Consider the following 18,240-nt stretch of genomic DNA (forward strand, 5'->3'; position numbering starts at 1 on the left):
TCTTGAAATCCGATAAGGAAACGCGTATACTTAAATACATACGAAATTCGCGCTTCGGACCTGCTGTCCGAGGCTTTCCTGCATCATTTACCGACTTATTTGGAGGAATCTCCCTTGAATACCGAACATCTCGCTTATATTTTAGAAGCTTATAAATGCGGCTCGGTCAATAAAGCCGCAAAAAATTGCTATATTTCGCAATCTACCCTCAGTTCCATCATCAAAAACGTGGAAGATGAGATCGGATACCCACTTTTCCGGCGCACCCGCACCGGCCTTTCCCCCACCCCCGAGGGCGAGGTTTTTATGACCCATGCCGAAAAAATTATCATCGAGCGGCGAAATATCCAGCGCATCCCGGAATCCATGGCCGAAAACAACAATCTTTCGATTATTTGTGCACGGTCAGCCTTTGTGCTGCAATGCTTTTTTGATTTTAAAAAGCATTTTCCCTGTGAAAACTCCCATGATGCGTTTTTGGAAGCCGGTCTGCGCGAAAACCTGCGCACGGTTGTTGCCCAGAAGTGCCGCGTCGGCATCATGGTGCTGTTTGAGCGCGTTATTCCCAAATATATCGATCTGGCCGATCAATACAATCTGGATTTCAAAGTCTTAAAGCGTAGCATTCCGGCCTCGGTCATGCACGCCAAAACACATCCCATCGCCCAAAAGAAAGAGGTCACGCTGGCCGATCTGGCCCAGCATCCTTTTGTGGCCGATGCCCATATCGATTATGACGACACGCTGGCGATTTTGGGGCTGCCGGACAAACATAATTTTCTGTATATCTGCGACCGTGGTACAATCTATGATGCAGTCCGCAAAGGCGGGTATGTGTCCATCGGCATCAGCATTCCGGCCAGCGATGCCGCTCTGCTCGGCTGCCAGTGCCGTCCTATTCAGGATGCAGAGCCTATGGCGGTCGCATTTATCCACTCGCGGAACTTCCAACTCAACGCCCGGGAAAATCAGTTTATTCGTTATCTTACCCAGCGGCTGGAGGAAAACTATCCGACGGTATCCCATCCATCTTAAAGTGAGGTTTCTACATGCGTTCCAAAAATAAAGCGATTTTATACGTCCTTTCGTCGGCCTTCTGTTTTGCGCTCATGAACACCTTTGTGCGCCTTTCGGGCGACATCCCGTCGGTGCAAAAAAGCTTTTTCCGCAATCTGGTGGCCTTCTTTTTTGCAGTGATTTTACTCATCCGCGCCCGGGAGCCTGTGCGTGTTCAGCGCCGTAACCTGCCCTTTTTCTTCATCCGTGCCTTTATGGGCACCGTGGGCATCTTGTGTAACTTCTATGCCGTCGATCATCTGCTGCTGTCGGATGCGTCCATGCTTAACAAGCTTTCGCCCTTTTTTGCCATTATTTTTTCTTTTTTGTGCCTCAAAGAGCGTATCAAGCCCTTCCAGCTGTTCGGCATCCTGGCGGCCTTCTGCGGCGCGCTGCTAATCGTCAAACCCGGATTTTCCATTTCGGCTTTCCCGGCCTTTATTGGCATGTTCGGCGGTTTAGCTGCCGGTGCAGCCTATACGGCGGTACGCTATCTGGGCCAGCACGGCGAACGCGGGCCGGTGATCGTTCTGGTATTCTCCGGTTTTTCCTGCCTGGTGGTGCTGCCGGTGATTTTGTTGGATTACACTCCTATGTCTGGTTACCAGCTGGCCATGCTGCTGCTGGCAGGACTCGCTGCCGCCGGCGGACAGTTTTCCATCACCGCGGCCTACTCCAATGCCCCGGCACGCGAGATCTCGGTTTATGACTACACGCAGGTCATCTTTGCCGCTCTGCTTGGGTTTATCTTCTTCTCGCAGATCCCCGATGTGTGGAGCGTCATCGGCTATGTCATCATCTGCGGCGTGTCGGTCATCATGTATCGCTACAATCAGCGAGCAGTCGAATAACCGTATGTTTATACAGAGATCATTTGTGATTCTGTGTGATTATTCATAGAGCTTTAATTTTATGAATAAATATAAATTTATTTTTCTCTTGACAGCAGAAAAATCCAGTGCTACAATAAACGCAAATCAAACCGTTGATGCGGAGATCAAGGCAGTCGTGCACGCACAGAGAGTCCGGGAAGCTGAGAGCCGGGCCGAACGCAAGCTGCTAAATGGACCGCGGAGGGCGCAGTCAAAGGCATAAGCCGAGTATTCTGCGACGTGTGGGCATACGTCAGTTGCCGGGGATATGTTGGTATCCCGCAAAGCGCGCAGGTTTCCTGCGAACCAAGGTGGCACCGCGGGTGTTTTGTTTTTGAATGCAAACCCGTCCTTGGCTGTGGTAAGCTTCTTACCCAGCAAGGACGGGTTTTTTTGTTGTTTCCCAAAGGAGGTTTTCCCATGTATCCCACATTCGAACAGGCCAAGGACTTGGCCAACCAGGGCTTTCGCCGCATCCCGGTCAGCCGGGAGATGTATGCCGACCGCTTCACCCCGACCGAAGTCATGCGCGTTCTGAAACATGTCAGCCGTCACTGCTTCATCCTGGAAAGCGCGGAGGATGCCCGCCAGTGGGGACGGTACACCTTCCTCGGGTTTGACCCCACCGCCGAACTGACCTGCAAGGGCGGCAAGCTGCGCATTCGGGCGGGCGCCGAATTCACCGAAACCGTCCAGCACCCCGGTGACGCCATCCGCCGCCTGCTCGCCGACAACCGCAGTCCCCGGCTGGAAGGGCTGCCGCCCTTTACCGGCGGTTTGGTCGGCTACTTCTCCTACTCCTACATCGGTTACGCCGAACCCAGCCTGCACCTGACCCGCGAAGACGGCACCTTTCAGGATGTGGATTTGATGCTGTTCGACAAGGTGATCGCCTTTGACAATCTGCGTCAGAAGATCATCCTGATTGCCGGAGCGCGGGCGGATGATATCGAAACCAGCTACCACAAGGCCGCCTATGAACTTGACCAGCTGGCCAACCTCATCCGCACCGGCGTCAAGGCTGAGCCCCAGCCGCCCCATCTGAAAGCGCCCCTCACCCCGCAGTTTACCCGCGAGGAGTATGGCGACATGATTCGAAAGGCCCAGCATTACATCCACGAGGGCGATATTTTTCAGGTCGTGCTGTCCAACCCGCTCGAAGCCGAGATGGACGGCAGCCTGTTTGACGTGTACCGTGTGCTGCGCACTACCAACCCGTCGCCCTATATGTTCTACTTTTCGAGCGATGACATCGAGATTGCCGGTGCGTCCCCGGAAACGCTGGCCAAATTGACCGATGGCAAGCTGTTCACCTTCCCGCTGGCCGGTACCAGACCGCGCGGTGCGACCGAAGCCCAAGACCAGGCGCTCGAGCGCGAGCTGCTCGCTGACGAAAAGGAGCTGGCTGAACACAATATGCTGGTCGACCTTGGCCGCAACGACATCGGCCGCATCAGCAAACTGGGCAGCGTACAGGTGGAAAAATACTTGCAGATCGAGCGCTTCTCCCATGTCATGCACATCGGTTCGACCGTGACCGGTCAGATTCGGGACGACCGCGATGCGATCGATGCAGTGGACGCCATCCTGCCCGCCGGGACGCTCTCGGGTGCGCCCAAGCTGCGTGCCTGCCAGATCATCGACGAGCTGGAAGGCCACGAGCGCGGCATCTATGGCGGCGCGGTCGGCTATCTGGACTTTACCGGCAACTTGGACACCTGCATAGCCATCCGGCTGGCGTACAAGAAAAATGGCCGGGTGTGCGTGCGGTCGGGCGCGGGCATCGTGGCCGACAGTGTGCCGGACAGCGAATATCAGGAGTGCCTGAACAAGGCGGCCGCCGTTGTGCGCGCCATCCAGACTGCACAGGAGGGCATCGACCAATGATCTTGCTCATCGACAACTACGATAGTTTTTCCTATAACCTCTATCAGCTCATCGGCTCGGTCGACCCGGACATCCGGGTCATCCGAAACGACCAGATGACGCTTTCCGAAATCGAAGCCCTGGCCCCACGGGCCATTTTCCTCTCCCCCGGACCGGGCAAACCGGCGGACGCCGGTATCTGTGAGGATGTTATCCAGACTTTTACCGGAAAAATCCCGCTCTTTGGGGTCTGCCTGGGCCATCAGGCCATCTGCGAAGCCTTGGGCGGCACGGTTTCCTATGCCGAACGTCTGATGCACGGCAAAGTATCCGAGGTCACGCTGGACCACACCGGCCGCCTGTTTGCCGGACTGCCGGACACCATCCCGGTCGCGCGGTATCATTCGCTGGCCGCGGTGCGCGATACGCTGCCCGATTGCCTGCGCGTGACCGCTCAAACCGCAGACGGCGAAATCATGGCCGTCGAACACAAGAAATATCCGGTCTGCGGCGTACAGTTCCATCCCGAATCGGTGATGACACCCGACGGCCAGACCATCATCCGCAACTTTCTGGAGGGAACACACCATGATTAAAGAAGCCATCTTACAACTGAATCAAAAATCCAGTCTTACTTATGACACCGCCCGCGCGGTCATGGACGAAATCATGGGCGGCCAGGCGACGCCCGTCCAGATGGCCTCCTACCTGACCGCCCTGGCCATGAAGGGCGAAACCATCGACGAGATCACCGGCTCGGCGGCCGGCATGCGCGCTCACTGCATCAAGCTGCTGCACGACATGGATGTTCTTGAAATCGTCGGCACGGGCGGCGACGGCGCCAACTCGTTCAACATCTCAACCACCTCCTCGCTGGTCATCTCGGCCGCCGGGGTGCCGGTCGCCAAGCACGGCAACCGCGCGGCGTCCTCCCAATGTGGCGCCGCCGATGTGCTCGAAGCACTGGGCGTCAAGATCACCCTCTCGCCCGAGCGCAGCGCCGAACTGCTCAAGAAAATCGGCATCTGCTTCCTGTTCGCCCAGAACTACCACATTGCCATGAAATACGTTGCCCCCATCCGCCGCGAGCTCGGCATCCGCACGGTGTTCAATATTTTGGGGCCGCTCTCCAACCCGGCGGGCGCCAACATGGAACTGATGGGCGTTTACGACAAAGCCCTCGTCGAGCCGCTTGCCCAGGTCATGGCCAATCTCGGTGTACGCCGCGGCATGGTCGTCTTTGGGCAGGATAAGCTGGACGAAATCTCGCTGTGTGCGCCGACCTCGGTGTGCGAGATCCGCGACGGCTGGTTCCAGTCCTACGAGATCACGCCCGAGCAGTTTGGGTATACCCGCTGCGCCAAGGCCGATTTGGTCGGCGGTACGCCTACCGAAAATGCCGCCATCACCCGCGCCATCCTGTCGGGCGAAGAACAGGGACCCAAGCGACAGGCGGTGTGCCTGAACGCAGGCGCAGCCCTTTACATTGCCGGCAAAACTGAAACCATGGAACAGGGCGTGCGGCTGGCCGAGGGGCTGATCGACACGGGCGCAGCCCAAAAGCAGCTGGACTTTTTCATTGAGGAGAGCAACCGATGAACATTTTGGACGAAATCGCCGCCAAAACGCGCGAGCGCGTGGAGCGTGACCGGGAAGCCCTCCCGCTGGATGCCCTGCGTGAACTGTGCGTGCAGGGCGGCCCGGCGGACGGTGCGGCCTTTGTATCCGCCCTGCGGGCGCCGGGCCTGCGCTTTATCTGCGAGATCAAAAAGGCCAGCCCGTCCAAGGGCGTCATTGACCCGGATTTCGACTATCTCGCCATCGCCCGCGCCTATGCGGCGGCAGGCACGGATGCCATCTCCTGTTTGACCGAACCGCACTGGTTCTTAGGCTCGAACGCCATCTTCCGCGCGGTGCGCGGGGCGGTGTCCACCCCCTTGCTGCGCAAAGATTTTACGGTGGACGCCTACCAGCTCTACCAGGCCAAGGCCCTGGGTGCCAACGCGGTACTGCTCATCTGTGCGATTCTGGACACCCGCACCATCGCGCAGTACCTTGAAATCTGCGATACACTGGGTCTGGCTGCCCTGGTCGAAACCCACAACGAAGCCGAGATCGATTCAGCCGTTTCGGCGGGTGCGACGCTCATCGGCGTCAACAACCGCAATTTAAAGGACTTCTCGGTTGACTTTTCCAACGCTGCCCGTCTGCGGGACCGCATCCCGCCCGAAGCTGTCTATGTGGCTGAAAGCGGCGTGCATACCCCGGCGGATGTGGCCGCCCTGCGCGCCATCGGCGCGGACGCGGTGCTGATGGGCGAAACGCTGATGCGCGCCGCCGACAAGGGTACGCTGCTCGCCCAGATGCGGGAGGCCGCGCGATGAAGGTCAAAATTTGCGGCCTGTCCCGCCCGAAGGATATCGCGGCCATCAACGCGGCCCGACCGGACTACTGCGGCTTTGTCATCCACGTGCCCAAAAGCCGCCGCAATGTGTCCGCGGATACGTTGCGCGTGCTCCGCGCGGACCTCGCCGACGGCATTATCCCCGTGGGCGTGTTCGTCAACGAACCGGTGGAGTCGGTCGCGGATTTGCTTGAAAGCGGCGTGCTGTCCATCGCGCAGCTGCACGGCCAGGAGGACGACGCCTACATCGCCGCCCTACGGGCGCGCACCAGTCGCCCCATCTGGCAGGCATTCCAGATAAAAAGCGCGGCTGATATCGAACGCGCGAACCACAGCCAGGCCGATTTCATCCTACTTGACGCAGGCGCGGGCGGCGGCACCGCCTTCGACTGGACGCTGCTGGACGGCGTGACCCGTCCCTTTGCCCTGGCCGGGGGCTTAAACGAACACAACCTTTCCGCTGCCCTGCAAACACGCGCGACGCTGCTCGACCTGTCGAGTGGGGTCGAAACCGACGGATACAAGGATTTTCACAAGATACAAACGGTCGTACAGACCATCAAAGGAGAATGACCATGTCAAAAGGACGTTTTGGCATCCATGGCGGGCAATACATGCCGGAAACGCTGATGAATGCCGTCATCGAACTGGAAGAAGCGTATAACCACTACAAAAACGACCCGCAGTTCAACGCCGAGCTGACCGACCTGCTCAACAACTACGCCGGTCGTCCGAGCGAGCTGTACTTCGCTTCGCGCATGACCGCCGACCTCGGCGGCGCGAAGATCTACCTCAAGCGCGAGGACATGAACCACACCGGTTCGCACAAGATCAACAACGTGCTCGGGCAGGTGCTGCTGGCCAAGAAGATGGGCAAGACCCGCGTCATCGCCGAAACCGGTGCCGGTCAGCACGGCGTCGCCACCGCGACCGCTGCTGCCCTGATGGATATGGAATGCGAAGTGTTCATGGGTCGCGAGGACACCGAACGGCAGGCGCTCAACGTCTACCGCATGCGGCTGCTGGGCGCTAAGGTACACGCGGTGGACAGCGGCACGGGTACGCTCAAGGACGCAGTATCTGAAACCATGCGCGAATGGACGACCCGCATCGCAGACACCCATTATGTGCTCGGGTCGGTCATGGGGCCACATCCCTTCCCGACCATTGTGCGCGATTTTCAGGCGGTCATCTCCAAGGAGATCAAAGAACAGCTCCTTCAAAAGGAAGGCTGTCTGCCGGACGCCGTACTCGCCTGCGTGGGCGGCGGCTCCAACGCCATCGGCGCCTTCTATCACTTCATCGAAGATGAAGGCGTCCGCCTGATTGGCTGTGAAGCCGCAGGTCGCGGCGTGGACACGGCGGAAACCGCCGCGACGATTGCCACCGGCCGGCTCGGCATCTTCCACGGCATGAAGAGCTATTTCTGCCAGGATGAATACGGCCAGATCGCGCCCGTGTATTCCATCTCGGCCGGTCTGGATTATCCGGGCATCGGACCTGAGCATGCTTACCTGCATGACATCGGCCGCGCCGAATATGTCGCCATCACCGATGACCAGGCGGTCGATGCGTTTGAGTACCTCAGCCGCACCGAAGGCATCATCCCGGCCATTGAATCGGCACATGCTGTTGCATACGCGATGCAGCTCGCGCCGCAGATGCGCAAAGACCAAATCATGGTCATCAACATTTCGGGCCGCGGCGATAAGGACTGCGCGGCGATTGCACGCTATCGAGGGGAGGATCTCCATGAGTAAGATTGCACAAGCCTTTGCAAGCGGCAAGGCATTCATTCCGTTCATCACCTGCGGCGATCCTTCGCTCGAGATCACCGAGCAGCTGGTCTACGCCATGGCCGAAAACGGCGCCGACCTGATCGAACTGGGCATCCCGTTCTCCGACCCGACTGCCGAAGGGCCGGTCATCCAGGCGGCCAATGTCCGTGCGCTGGCGGGCGGTGTGACCACCGATAAGATTTTCGATATGGTGCGCCGCATCCGTCAAAAGACCGATATCCCGATGGTGTTCATGACCTATGCCAACGTGGTCTTTTCCTATGGCTCAGAACGCTTTTTGCGCACGGCGGCCGACATCGGCATGGATGGCCTCATCCTGCCCGACCTGCCGTTTGAAGAAACGGACGAATTTGACCCTCTATGCAAGCAATACGGTCTGGATTTGATTTCGCTCATTGCGCCCACCTCGCACGAGCGCATCCGCATGATTGCAGCAGACGCCAGCGGCTTTGTCTACTGCGTGTCTTCGCTTGGCGTGACCGGCGTGCGCTCGGACATCTCGACCGACATCGGTGCCATGATCGATCTGGTCAAGCAGACCAAAGACATCCCCTGCGCGGTTGGGTTCGGCATCTCCACCCCGGAACAGGCCAAAAAAATGGCCGCCCTTTCGGACGGCGCCATCGTCGGCTCGGCGATTGTGAAATTATGCGCCCAGTACGGCACAGACTGTGTTCCCCATGTTTCCGAATATGTGCGGCAGATGAAAGCCGCTGTGCAGAACGCCTAATAGCGGGGTCTGGGGACGCGTCCCCAGCGCGGTCCAGCCGCGCAGGCTGGCGCCGCCCGCAGGCGGCGAATTCTCAAAATCGCAGATTTTGACCAAATCATACAAACGCCCCGCAGAACGCTTCTGCGGGGCATTTTTCTTTTACTTTTTATACACCAAATCAGCTTCGGTCCAGTTTTGCAGCACTGGGATCATGCTGGCCGCAATCTTCTTGGCGCCTTCCAAATCATGCAGCTTATAGTTGCCGCACTCGATGCGGCTTGCGCCCGGAATCTCGCCTTCATATTTTGCAATGAAATCCATGCTCTCACGCACCAGTTCGATTGCATCCGCCGGTGCTAGGCCCCGCACCAGAAAATAAAATCCGGTCTGGCAGCCCATCGGGCCGCAATAGATGATATGATCGGCAAAGCGGCTGTTGCGGGTGTAGGTCGCAAACAAATGCTCAAATGTATGCGATGCGGCCGGTTCCAGATAAACGCCTGCATTGGGCAGCACCATACGCACATCATAGGTGGTGATATCACCGTCAATCCGAGAGGTGTACATGCCCGGGGTTAGCAGATCGTGGTTGACTTCAAAGCTTGCAATTCTCTTCATAACAGATGTTCCTTTCGTACAAAAACTGCGGCACGCCAAGGCGTACCGCAGTCCATCGATTTACTTGTGTACCGAAATCGCCGAATCCTTGAGCACAACGTCGTGTGCGCCGCCTTCGACGATAGAAGTCGCCGAAACCAAGGTGATCTTTGCCTTGCCCTGCAATTCCGGAATGGACAGTGCGCCACAGTTGCACATGGTCGAACGAACCTTATTGAGCGTCAGGGTCACGTTGTCATGCAGCGAACCCGCATACGGAACGTACGAATCTACGCCTTCTTCAAAGGACAGCTTCTTTTCGCCGCCCATATCATAGCGCTGCCAGTTGCGCGCACGGGCCGAACCTTCGCCCCAGTATTCCTTCATGAACGTGCCGCCGACATTGACCTTATTGGTCGGGGACTCGTCAAAACGGGAGAAGTAACGGCCGAGCATGACAAAATCTGCACCCATGGCCAGCGCCAGGGTAATGTGATAGTCGTGTACGATGCCGCCGTCCGAGCAGATCGGGATGTATACACCGGTTTCCTTGTAGTATTCATCGCGTGCCTGGGCGACTTCAATGGTCGCGGTTGCCTGACCGCGGCCGATGCCCTTCTGCTCACGGGTGATGCAGATGGAGCCACCGCCGATGCCGATCTTTACAAAGTCTGCGCCTGCTTCGGCCAAGAAACGGAAACCTTCGCGGTCAACAACATTGCCCGCGCCAACCTTGACGCTGTCGCCATAGTTTTCACGAATCCACTTGAGCGTGCGGGCCTGCCATTCGGAATACCCTTCCGACGAGTCGATGCACAGCACATCGGCGCCTGCCTCAACCAGAGCCGGGACACGCTCGGCATAGTCGCGGGTATTGATACCAGCACCAACCACATAGCGCTTATGGGTGTCAAGCAGCTCGAGCGTGTTGGTCTTATGCGTATCGTAGTCCTTGCGGAATACCATGTAAACCAGATGCTGGTTTTCATCGACCAGCGGCAGCGCATTGAGCTTATGATCCCAGATGATGTCATTGGCGGTCTTCAGTGTGGTATCCGCCGGTGCGGTGATCAGCTTTTCAAACGGGGTCATGAAGGTCGCAACCTTTTCGTCGGTCGACATACGCGACACACGATAGTCACGGCTGGTGACAATGCCCAGCAGCTTGCCGGTAGCGGAGCCGTCATCGGTGACCGCCATGGTCGAGTGGCCGGTCTTTTCCTTGAGCGCTAGCACATCGGCCAGGGTCATATCCGGCGTAATGTTGGAATCGGATACGATAAAGCCTGCCTTGTATGCCTTGACACGCGCGACCATCGCCGCTTCGCTTTCAATGGTCTGCGAACCAAAAATAAAGGAGATGCCGCCTTCTTTGGCCAGCGCAATCGCCATATTATCATCCGATACTGCCTGCATGATTGCGGAAACCAACGGAATGTTTGCATACAGGGCAGCTTCTTCCCCCTTTTTGTACTTGACGATCGGGGTGCGCAAGCTTACGTTTGCCGGGATACACTCCGCCGAGGAATAACCAGGTACCAAAAGATATTCACTGAACGTACGGGACGGCTCGGAAAAATAAAACGCCATTTTGATTCTCCTTTTTCAGATTCCATCTGTAATTTGTATTTTTACTATTATACCCCTATTTTTGCACAGAAGTAAACCACCGGATTGCAAGAGAAATGCACAGAATTTCGACGCTTTTCTATGCAAACCGCCGTTTGCCATTTGACCAAACATTTCGGACCTGCGAATCGCCTTTTTTTCGCTTTATCGGTGCAAAACACACCTTTTTCCTGTGGTTTGATAGCAGCGGAAACAGCCGTAGCAGCCGCGGCAGGCCGACATGCCGCCGCGCTTTATCCGACTCACAAAATCGGGCTGACAGATGAACAGCCGCGACGCGCTGGCCAGCGCCATCCCGGCGTCCAGCGCCGCCTGCATATCCTCCCGGTCACGCAAACCGCCGACCAAAATGATCGGCAGACGGGTTTTAGCAGCCAGTTCCTCCGCGCCCTGCAAATAATACCGTCTGGCTTCGGGCGGCTGGCTGGCAAAGTCAAAGCCCGATACCTCGGCCGCTACCACGCCTAAATCGGCGCAAATGTTCAAAAATTCTGTCAACGCCGCAAGGAAATCGGATGCCTCCCCCTGACAGTTGCTATGTACTTTGAGCAGCACCGGATAATCCGGGCCTACGGCAGCGCGTACCTTTTCCAACGTTTCGCGCGCCATGCGGAAACGGTCGCTGCCATACGCATCGGTACGCACATTCCAGGTCGGGTCGATAAACTCGGAGAGCAGATACCCATGGGCACAATGAATCTGTACCCCATCATATCCTGCCTGTTTGGCGCGCACCGCGGCCGAGGCAAAATCGTCCTGAATGCGGTGCATCTCCTCGATGGTCAGCTCCCGCGCGGGTACGCCGGGAACATATTCGAGCGTGCTCGGCGCGACTGGCACACGGCCGGTGACCGCCTGCGGACTTTTGCCGCCCGCATGGCTGAGCTGCTGGACGATGCAGCCGCCCGCTGCATGCACCGCATCGGTCAGGGTCTTTTGCCCCGCGATAAACCGGTCGTCATACATGGCATTCTGGTTGGCATCGTTGCGGCCATCCGGGCTGACGCAGGCATGGCCGGTGATGATGAGGCCGACTTCCTGTTCGGCCAGTTCTCGGTAGAGGTTCATCTGCGCTGGGGACACTGTCCCATCGGGATTGCCCATATAATCGTTGGTCGCCGAACGGCAAATGCGATTGCGCAAGGGAAGGTTCCCTAGCGTACAGGGTGCAAACAGGTCACTCATGCTTTTTTGTCCTCCTTCAGGAAGCGCAGCACCGCCAAATTAAACTGGTTGGGCAGCTTGGCCGCACAAAAATGGTCGCCGCCCGGGATGCGCTCCATACGTGCATGCGGCAGACATAGGGTCATCCGCCAGGAATGTTTGTCAAAAATCATATCATGCTCCCCGACCAGCACCAGGGTCTGGGCCTGGATTCGCCCCAAATCATCCCAATCGACCCCATAATCGTGGGCCATCAGCGAAAGAACATCGCATTTGCGCGCAATCGACTCATCCAGCGGACGCAGCGCATGCAGCAACCCGACCACTGGATACAGCGGAATCTGGATGGCCGGTTTGACACCGGTAAGCATATGGATATTAGCGCCGTTTAAGATCAGTTTATCCACACACTGTGGATATTGCAGGGCAAACCGAATCGCCAAATTGCCGCCATCCGAAAAGCCCAGGATATGAGCCTTTTGCAGCCCCAGCGCATGGAACACCACGCGCAGATCGCGGGCCATTTGATAAAAATTCAGTCCCCGGTCGCCATGGCCGCTTTTGCCATGCCCGCGGCTGTCCACGGCGATCACCCGGAAAAACCGCGCCAAGACCGGAATCTGATGCCGGAAATAGGTGCTGTCCTCCCCGTTTCCGTGCAGCAGGATCAGCGGTTCCCCCTGGCCCCATTCGTAATAGGCGATCTCGACGTCCCCGACCGAGACGTACTTCGGATTCCAATCATACATCGGCCATCACCTTGATGTAGTACCGCCGAGTACGCGGACCGTCAAATTCACAGAAGTAAACGCCCTGCCAGGTGCCCAGCAACGGACGTCCCTCTTCAATCAGAATGGTTTCCGACGCGCCCACGGTCGAGCATTTGAGGTGAGCATCCGAATTGCCTTCGCCGTGGCGGAAGTCCCGCCGGTCGGGAAAGGCTTCATCGAACCCGATCACCAAATCATGGGTCACATCCGGGTCGGCATTTTCATTGATCGTGATAGCCGCTGTGGTGTGCGGGCAATAGACGACACAGATGCCCGACGTCACACCCGATTTCCGGATGGTGTCGCGCACCGCGCTGGTGATGTTATAGTACCCCTGCCGCTCGGTGCGCAGGGTAAATTCCTGTGTTCTCATACCAGGTCCTCCTCATGCCGCTGCTCATGCAGATAGGTCGCTTCCAGGTCGGCCAAATGCAATTTGACGGCCAGCGGATACCTTTCGTACGCATGGGCAATGGCAAAGCTGCCCGCCCGCGCCGTATCGTCAAAGCCGCCCATGTGCCAGCGGATGGCAACCGCCTCCTCATTTTTCAGGCGCATGAACCGCTCAATCAGGAATACCGACTTTTCGCCGTGGCCATAGGGAAATTTATCGTCAATGGCATACACCGGCACCTTTTCCCACTCCCCGCGGTCGTTCTTGCGGTTGCGGTATTCGGTGGTATAGAACCCGGCTTTGCAGATGTCGTGCAGCAAGGATGCAATGGTGAAACTCTCCAGATCATCCTTTTCCTTGTCGTAATGCTTGGAGATAAGCACCTCATAGACATTTAAGCTATGCTCCAGCAGACCGCCCTCATAGGCTGCATGGAAGCGTGTGGATGCGGGCGCGGTAAAAAAGTCGGTGCTCTCCATCCATTCGAGCAGCTTGTCCGCGCCCCGCCGGGTGATCTGATTGCGAAATATATTCAAAAACTTTTCTTTCATGTCGGTTCCTCCCTATGAAGCTCCACCAGATGCGTGAGTGTTTCCGGGGTATTGCGCGCCGGATCGTCGAGCACCTGCTCGAGCAGATAGCGCTGCATTTGTCCAATCTGTTTGCCTTGCAGCCCTAAACGCATGAGCGCATAGCCATCGAGCGCCAGCGAATGCACGGTCAGGCAATCGCGGCTGCGCAGCATGGCGTTAATTTGCTGCTCCAGCTGCTGATATTGGCCAATATATTCGGCATGCGTCCCGCGGGCGACCCCGTCTGCTTTTTTCATCATCAGAAGCTGTCGCACCCGTGTTTCTCCAAACTGCGCCAACCGCCGCCGGACGGTTTTGGGCTCCGAATCGATCGGAATATCGTGATGGTCGGCCAGAAAAACGACCGCTTCCCGAATCGCGTTGGGCAGCCGCAAGGCCAGACAGCGCTGCTCGGCCATGGCCGCGCTCAGCTTAGGATGTCCATAAAAATGGCCGACACCCTTTTCGTCAATGGTCATGCAGTGCGGCTTGCCGGTGTCATGATACAGCGCCGCCAGCCGCAAGGCTGGATCGGCGGGAATCTGTTCCAGCGCCCGGATGGAATGCTCCAAAACATCATAGCGATGGTAGCGGTTGCGCTGCTGCCATCCCCGCATGGGCAGAATCTCGGGCAGCACCACACCCATCACATCGGTATATTCCCGCAGCACCCGGCCGGCATACCGGCCGCACAGCAGCCGCAGCGTTTCCGCGGCCAGCCGCTCGGGCGCCACCCGGGTCATGGTGGGCGCCAAAACGCGCAGCGCATCCGCGGTATCGCATTCCAGCGCAAAGCCGGTTTCGGCCATCAGGCGCAGACCGCGCAAAATCCGCAGCGTATCTTCGGTAAACCGATGCTCCGGGTCTCCCACGGCGCGCAATCGCCGGGCCTGGATGTCTGCCTGCCCGCCAAAGGGGTCCTGTAAGCCCCGGGTTGGACTGAATGCAATGGCATTGACCGTAAAGTCCCGCCGGGCTAGGTCGCTTTCCAGATCACGTACAAACCGCACCTGATCGGGATGCCGGCCATCGGAATAGCGGCCCTCCACCCGGAATGAGGTGATTTCGATGGGGGCCCCATCGAGCAAAACAGTGACTGTGCCATGTTTCAGCCCGGTTTCGGCCACGCGCTCCTGCGCAAAAACCTGACGGGTCTCTTCGGGTGTTGCCGCTGTACACAAATCAAAATCATGAGGCGTCACCCCGCGCAAATGGTCGCGCACCGCGCCACCGACCACATACGCCGGATATCCCGCCTGCTCGAGCGCCGTGAGTGCCTTCTGCACCCCACGGGGAAGCTCCATCATGCTTTGCCCTTCTTTTGTTTCAGATGGTATGCGGTGCCGTCTGGGTTCAAAACCACCGTATTGTCCAGTTGCGATTTTAAATTTCTGCGAAAGCTTTCAATGTATTCCTGCCGCAGCGCCTGCCGTTCGGCCTGCTCGGCCTCGGTCAGACCCTCGGTCTTGGCCTTTTTGGCCAAGGCGTTGATGCGTGCAATTTTTTCTTCGGTCATGATCTTGGCTCCTCCGTTTCCTTCGATGCCCTTATTATAACAAAATCACGCGGCAAAGTCGAGTGGCGGACGGCTGATCGCACAGCCTTTCCTTGACCGCCATTTCCCGCCGTGTTACAATATCGATATGCATAAAATGTCCAAAAAGGAGTTATTCTACATGAAACTGGAAACCAAATGTTTACATGCCGGGTACAAACCCGAAAATGGCGGTCCGGGCGTCATGCCGATCGTTCAGTCGACCACTTATCGCTTTGATTCGACCGCACATATCGCAGGCCTGTTCGACATGCCGACCGAGTACATGTACTCGCGCTTTGCCAACCCGACCTGCGACGCCGTCGAAAAGAAAATCGCCGAACTGGAAGGCGGCGTAGGCGCGATGCTGACCACATCCGGTCAGGCGGCCAGCCTGCTGTCCATCCTGAACCTGTGCTCGGCAGGCGACAGCTTTATCGCCGCTTCCACCATTTATGGCGGCACGATCAATCTGTTTGGCGTGACCCTCAAAAAGCTGGGCATTGAGTGCATCTGGGCGGATGCCGAAGCGTCCGAAGAGGACATCCAGAAGCTGTTCAAGCCCAACACCAAGGCAGTCTTTGGCGAAACCCTGGCCAACCCGGCTTTGACCGTTTTTGACATTGAAAAGTGGGCATCCATCGCACACAAGAGCGGTGTACCGCTCATCATCGACAACACCTTTGCAACCCCCATCCTGTGCCGCCCGATCGAATGGGGCGCGGATATCGTCATCCACTCGACCACCAAGTACATGGACGGCCATGCGGTACAGGGCGGCGGCGTCATCGTCGACGGCGGCAAGTTCGACTGGGCGGCTTCGGGCAAGTTCCCGGACTTTACTGAGCCGGACGAAAGCTATCATGGCGTGGTATACACCCGTGAATTTGGCGCCATGGCGTACATCATCAAGGCCCGCATGCAGCTCATGCGCGACTTTGGCTGCTATCCGGCTGCGCATTCGGCGTTCCTGCTCAACTTGGGTCTGGAAACCCTGCCGGTGCGCATGAAGCAGTACTGCGAAAACGCAACCACGGTTGCCAAGCACCTGCTCTCGTCCGATAAGATTGCTGGCGTGCGCTATCCCGGTCTGGAAAGCGACCCCTATCATGCCCGCGCACAGAAATACCTGCCGCTCGGCACCTCGGGCGTCATGAGCATCGACATCAAGGGCGGCCGCGAACCGGCGATGAAGTTCATGGACAGCGTCAAGCTGGCCTGCAACGAAGTGCACGTGGCCGATATCCGCACCTGCGTGCTGCATCCGGCGAGCGAGACCCACCGTCAGCTGACCGACGAGCAGCTGGTCGCGGCCGGCATCGAGCCCGGTCTGGTCCGTCTGTCGGTCGGTCTGGAAAATGTCGAAGACATTCTGGCCGATCTGGATCAGGCGCTTGCACAGATTTAATCAAACAGGAGATTTTTTTATGGAGATCCGCGAAATTTTACCGTGGGACAAGCCGCATTTCTGCCGCATGGTGCATGCGTTTTACCGTCTGCCGGCAGTCGCGCATGTTATCCCGGATGACCACGCCGAACGCACCTTCGATCTTCTCATGCACGACACCCCCTATGCGCGCTGCTTTGTCGCGGCTGATGCACACGATGTCCCGCATGCGTACTGCCTGTGCGCGATCACCTGGTCCAACGAGGCCGGCGGTCTGTGCGTATGGCTGGAAGAACTGATGGTGGAAGATACGCTGCGCGGCCAGGGCATCGGCCAAAAGCTGATCGCCGCTGTGCGCGCTGCATATCCGGACGCGGCCCGTTTCCGCCTGGAAGTCACCGACGAAAACCCGCGTGCCGCGGCACTGTATCGCACGCTTGGTTTTGAGGATCTGGAGTACCGGCAGATGGTACTCGACCGTTAAAACAAAAAAGCTGCCTTTTGACAAGGCAGCTTTTTTTATAGTTCTGGGAAAAACCGGCGCATATCTTCGGGCAGCGGGTCGGAAAAACAAAGCCGTTCGCCGGTGACCGGCTGCGGCAGCGTCAAAAAAGCGGCATGCAGCGCATGGCGGTCGATTCGCCCCATATCGTTCGGCCCATACAAGAAATCCCCGGGCAGCGGATGGCCGATATACTGCATATGTACCCGGATTTGATGGGTGCGGCCGGTTTCCAGCCGAATGCGCGCCAGCGAATAGCCATTTGCATACGCCAGACGGGTGTAATGGGTCACCGCCCGCTCGCCATCCGGCCGCACCTGGCGCGCAATGACCGAGCCGTCCACTCGGCCAATGGGCGCATCGATCGTGCCCTCGGGTGGCAACTCCCCGGTACACACAGCCAAATATTCATGGAACATCCGCTTTTGCTGCGCCGCGGCGGTCAGCAGGCAGGCGGACAGCGCATTTTTAGCCAGCACCAGAAGGCCGGAAGTGTTCTTATCCAGCCGCCCGATGGCTCGGAAAGCAAACGGTTCACCCCGCTGCTGATACCGCGCCGCCAGTGCATTGGCGACCGTGTTCTCCCGGTTTTGCGGCGAGGGATGCACGGCCATCCCGGCCGGTTTGCGAACAACGAACAAATCCTCATCCTCGTACGCAAGGCTCAGTGGCAGGCCGGGCTGCGGCACAATGTCGCTCCGGTCGGTTTCGCGCACCTGCACCTGCACCACATCCCCGGCATGCAGCCGATCGATCGACCGCACCGGCTGCCCCGCGACCGTGATACCCTCCGGGTCTTTCTTCAGTTCTACGAGCAGGCGGTGGGAAATGCCTTCCCGCCGCAGCAACCGCCCGACCAGTACCCCGTCGTGTTCGGCCCGATATTCGACAATGCGCATTCATCCGCTCCCCTTTCCTCCCGATTGTACACGTTCAGATAGCTTTCTGTCAATTTGCCGAAACTGCATTTTCTGTCAAATTT

20 protein-coding genes are annotated in these 18,240 nt (G+C 57.8%); 11 read left to right on the forward strand and 9 right to left on the reverse strand.

From position 1 onward, the window contains the following. Positions 1–114 precede the first annotated feature (114 nt). The 9 genes from EFB11_RS03710 (at position 115) to trpA (ending at position 8,727) form a co-directional block, all read left to right on the forward strand. On the forward strand, positions 115–1,035 hold the full coding sequence (locus EFB11_RS03710; protein ID WP_164706587.1) for a LysR family transcriptional regulator: 921 nt from the start codon (positions 115–117) through the stop codon (positions 1,033–1,035). Positions 1,036–1,049: 14 nt separating this feature from the next. After that, the gene (locus tag EFB11_RS03715; RefSeq protein ID WP_122788984.1) at positions 1,050–1,907 is read left to right on the forward strand and encodes a DMT family transporter; all 858 of its coding nucleotides are present in this window, start codon (positions 1,050–1,052) and stop codon (positions 1,905–1,907) included. A 441-nt stretch (positions 1,908–2,348) separates the two neighbouring features. Continuing rightward, entirely contained in the window at positions 2,349–3,815 is a 1,467-nt protein-coding gene (trpE, locus tag EFB11_RS03725) for an anthranilate synthase component I (protein WP_122788986.1), read from the forward strand. Next, the gene (locus EFB11_RS03730) at positions 3,812–4,390 is read left to right on the forward strand and encodes an anthranilate synthase component II (protein WP_122788987.1); all 579 of its coding nucleotides are present in this window, start codon (positions 3,812–3,814) and stop codon (positions 4,388–4,390) included. The genes trpE and EFB11_RS03730 overlap by 4 nt, the downstream gene beginning before the upstream one ends. After that, positions 4,383–5,393, forward strand: a complete 1,011-nt coding sequence (trpD, locus tag EFB11_RS03735) for an anthranilate phosphoribosyltransferase (protein ID WP_122788988.1) — start codon at positions 4,383–4,385, stop codon at positions 5,391–5,393. The genes EFB11_RS03730 and trpD overlap by 8 nt, the downstream gene beginning before the upstream one ends. Further along, positions 5,390–6,178: an indole-3-glycerol phosphate synthase TrpC gene (gene trpC / locus EFB11_RS03740; protein ID WP_122788989.1), complete on the forward strand. Its 789-nt coding sequence runs from the start codon at positions 5,390–5,392 to the stop codon at positions 6,176–6,178. Before trpD ends, trpC begins: the two co-directional genes overlap by 4 nt. After that, positions 6,175–6,771: a phosphoribosylanthranilate isomerase gene (locus EFB11_RS03745; RefSeq protein ID WP_122788990.1), complete on the forward strand. Its 597-nt coding sequence runs from the start codon at positions 6,175–6,177 to the stop codon at positions 6,769–6,771. The genes trpC and EFB11_RS03745 overlap by 4 nt, the downstream gene beginning before the upstream one ends. A 2-nt stretch (positions 6,772–6,773) precedes the next feature. Further along, a complete protein-coding gene (gene trpB / locus EFB11_RS03750; RefSeq protein ID WP_122788991.1) occupies positions 6,774–7,958 on the forward strand; it encodes a tryptophan synthase subunit beta in 1,185 nt (394 codons plus the stop codon). After that, positions 7,951–8,727 carry a tryptophan synthase subunit alpha gene (gene trpA, locus EFB11_RS03755; protein WP_206424141.1) on the forward strand — a complete coding sequence of 259 codons (777 nt, stop codon included), beginning with the start codon at positions 7,951–7,953 and terminating at the stop codon, positions 8,725–8,727. The genes trpB and trpA overlap by 8 nt, the downstream gene beginning before the upstream one ends. Positions 8,728–8,868: 141 nt before the next feature. On the opposite strand, the gene EFB11_RS03760 is transcribed toward trpA, so the two are convergent. From EFB11_RS03760 to EFB11_RS03795, 8 genes are all read right to left on the reverse strand, one after another. After that, positions 8,869–9,327 carry an S-ribosylhomocysteine lyase gene (locus EFB11_RS03760; protein WP_122788992.1) on the reverse strand — a complete coding sequence of 153 codons (459 nt, stop codon included), beginning with the start codon at positions 9,325–9,327 and terminating at the stop codon, positions 8,869–8,871. A gap of 60 nt (positions 9,328–9,387) precedes the next feature. After that, the gene (locus tag EFB11_RS03765; RefSeq protein ID WP_122788993.1) at positions 9,388–10,896 is read right to left on the reverse strand and encodes an IMP dehydrogenase; all 1,509 of its coding nucleotides are present in this window, start codon (positions 10,894–10,896) and stop codon (positions 9,388–9,390) included. Positions 10,897–11,079: 183 nt separating this feature from the next. Then, entirely contained in the window at positions 11,080–12,120 is a 1,041-nt protein-coding gene (locus tag EFB11_RS03770) for an NADH:flavin oxidoreductase (protein ID WP_122788994.1), read from the reverse strand. Then, on the reverse strand, positions 12,117–12,848 hold the full coding sequence (locus EFB11_RS03775; protein WP_122788995.1) for an alpha/beta fold hydrolase: 732 nt from the start codon (positions 12,846–12,848) through the stop codon (positions 12,117–12,119). The genes EFB11_RS03770 and EFB11_RS03775 overlap by 4 nt, the downstream gene beginning before the upstream one ends. Then, positions 12,841–13,242 carry a secondary thiamine-phosphate synthase enzyme YjbQ gene (locus EFB11_RS03780; RefSeq protein ID WP_122788996.1) on the reverse strand — a complete coding sequence of 134 codons (402 nt, stop codon included), beginning with the start codon at positions 13,240–13,242 and terminating at the stop codon, positions 12,841–12,843. The genes EFB11_RS03775 and EFB11_RS03780 overlap by 8 nt, the downstream gene beginning before the upstream one ends. Continuing rightward, positions 13,239–13,814, reverse strand: a complete 576-nt coding sequence (locus tag EFB11_RS03785) for an HD domain-containing protein (RefSeq protein WP_122788997.1) — start codon at positions 13,812–13,814, stop codon at positions 13,239–13,241. Before EFB11_RS03785 ends, EFB11_RS03780 begins: the two co-directional genes overlap by 4 nt. Next, positions 13,811–15,142 carry a CCA tRNA nucleotidyltransferase gene (locus EFB11_RS03790; protein WP_122788998.1) on the reverse strand — a complete coding sequence of 444 codons (1,332 nt, stop codon included), beginning with the start codon at positions 15,140–15,142 and terminating at the stop codon, positions 13,811–13,813. The genes EFB11_RS03785 and EFB11_RS03790 overlap by 4 nt, the downstream gene beginning before the upstream one ends. After that, positions 15,139–15,351, reverse strand: a complete 213-nt coding sequence (locus tag EFB11_RS03795) for a DUF896 domain-containing protein (protein ID WP_122788999.1) — start codon at positions 15,349–15,351, stop codon at positions 15,139–15,141. The genes EFB11_RS03790 and EFB11_RS03795 overlap by 4 nt, the downstream gene beginning before the upstream one ends. Before the next feature lie 160 nt (positions 15,352–15,511). Between EFB11_RS03795 and EFB11_RS03800 the strand changes: the two genes are divergently transcribed. Further along, complete coding sequence (locus tag EFB11_RS03800) at positions 15,512–16,777, forward strand: O-acetylhomoserine aminocarboxypropyltransferase/cysteine synthase family protein (protein WP_122789000.1); 1,266 nt, start codon at positions 15,512–15,514, stop codon at positions 16,775–16,777. A gap of 19 nt (positions 16,778–16,796) precedes the next feature. Beyond that, on the forward strand, positions 16,797–17,240 hold the full coding sequence (locus EFB11_RS03805) for a GNAT family N-acetyltransferase (protein WP_164706588.1): 444 nt from the start codon (positions 16,797–16,799) through the stop codon (positions 17,238–17,240). Between the two features lie 35 nt (positions 17,241–17,275). On the opposite strand, the gene EFB11_RS03810 is transcribed toward EFB11_RS03805, so the two are convergent. Then, positions 17,276–18,157 carry an RluA family pseudouridine synthase gene (locus tag EFB11_RS03810; RefSeq protein WP_122789002.1) on the reverse strand — a complete coding sequence of 294 codons (882 nt, stop codon included), beginning with the start codon at positions 18,155–18,157 and terminating at the stop codon, positions 17,276–17,278. Positions 18,158–18,240 lie beyond the last annotated feature (83 nt).

This window comes from Intestinibacillus sp. Marseille-P6563 (genome assembly GCF_900604335.1).
Taxonomy (GTDB): Bacteria; Bacillota; Clostridia; order Oscillospirales; family Butyricicoccaceae; genus Butyricicoccus_B.

Coding starts and splice junctions, on each gene's coding strand:
- EFB11_RS03715 (WP_122788984.1), top strand. CDS start 1,050: ATGCGTTCCAAAAATAAAGCGATTTTATACGTCCTTTCGTCGGCCTTC.
- trpE (WP_122788986.1), top strand. CDS start 2,349: ATGTATCCCACATTCGAACAGGCCAAGGACTTGGCCAACCAGGGCTTT.
- EFB11_RS03730 (WP_122788987.1), top strand. CDS start 3,812: ATGATCTTGCTCATCGACAACTACGATAGTTTTTCCTATAACCTCTAT.
- trpD (WP_122788988.1), top strand. CDS start 4,383: ATGATTAAAGAAGCCATCTTACAACTGAATCAAAAATCCAGTCTTACT.
- trpC (WP_122788989.1), top strand. CDS start 5,390: ATGAACATTTTGGACGAAATCGCCGCCAAAACGCGCGAGCGCGTGGAG.
- EFB11_RS03745 (WP_122788990.1), top strand. CDS start 6,175: ATGAAGGTCAAAATTTGCGGCCTGTCCCGCCCGAAGGATATCGCGGCC.
- trpB (WP_122788991.1), top strand. CDS start 6,774: ATGTCAAAAGGACGTTTTGGCATCCATGGCGGGCAATACATGCCGGAA.
- trpA (WP_206424141.1), top strand. CDS start 7,951: ATGAGTAAGATTGCACAAGCCTTTGCAAGCGGCAAGGCATTCATTCCG.
- EFB11_RS03760 (WP_122788992.1), bottom strand. CDS start 9,327: ATGAAGAGAATTGCAAGCTTTGAAGTCAACCACGATCTGCTAACCCCG.
- EFB11_RS03765 (WP_122788993.1), bottom strand. CDS start 10,896: ATGGCGTTTTATTTTTCCGAGCCGTCCCGTACGTTCAGTGAATATCTT.
- EFB11_RS03770 (WP_122788994.1), bottom strand. CDS start 12,120: ATGAGTGACCTGTTTGCACCCTGTACGCTAGGGAACCTTCCCTTGCGC.
- EFB11_RS03775 (WP_122788995.1), bottom strand. CDS start 12,848: ATGTATGATTGGAATCCGAAGTACGTCTCGGTCGGGGACGTCGAGATC.
- EFB11_RS03780 (WP_122788996.1), bottom strand. CDS start 13,242: ATGAGAACACAGGAATTTACCCTGCGCACCGAGCGGCAGGGGTACTAT.
- EFB11_RS03785 (WP_122788997.1), bottom strand. CDS start 13,814: ATGAAAGAAAAGTTTTTGAATATATTTCGCAATCAGATCACCCGGCGG.
- EFB11_RS03790 (WP_122788998.1), bottom strand. CDS start 15,142: ATGATGGAGCTTCCCCGTGGGGTGCAGAAGGCACTCACGGCGCTCGAG.
- EFB11_RS03795 (WP_122788999.1), bottom strand. CDS start 15,351: ATGACCGAAGAAAAAATTGCACGCATCAACGCCTTGGCCAAAAAGGCC.
- EFB11_RS03800 (WP_122789000.1), top strand. CDS start 15,512: ATGAAACTGGAAACCAAATGTTTACATGCCGGGTACAAACCCGAAAAT.
- EFB11_RS03805 (WP_164706588.1), top strand. CDS start 16,797: ATGGAGATCCGCGAAATTTTACCGTGGGACAAGCCGCATTTCTGCCGC.
- EFB11_RS03810 (WP_122789002.1), bottom strand. CDS start 18,157: ATGCGCATTGTCGAATATCGGGCCGAACACGACGGGGTACTGGTCGGG.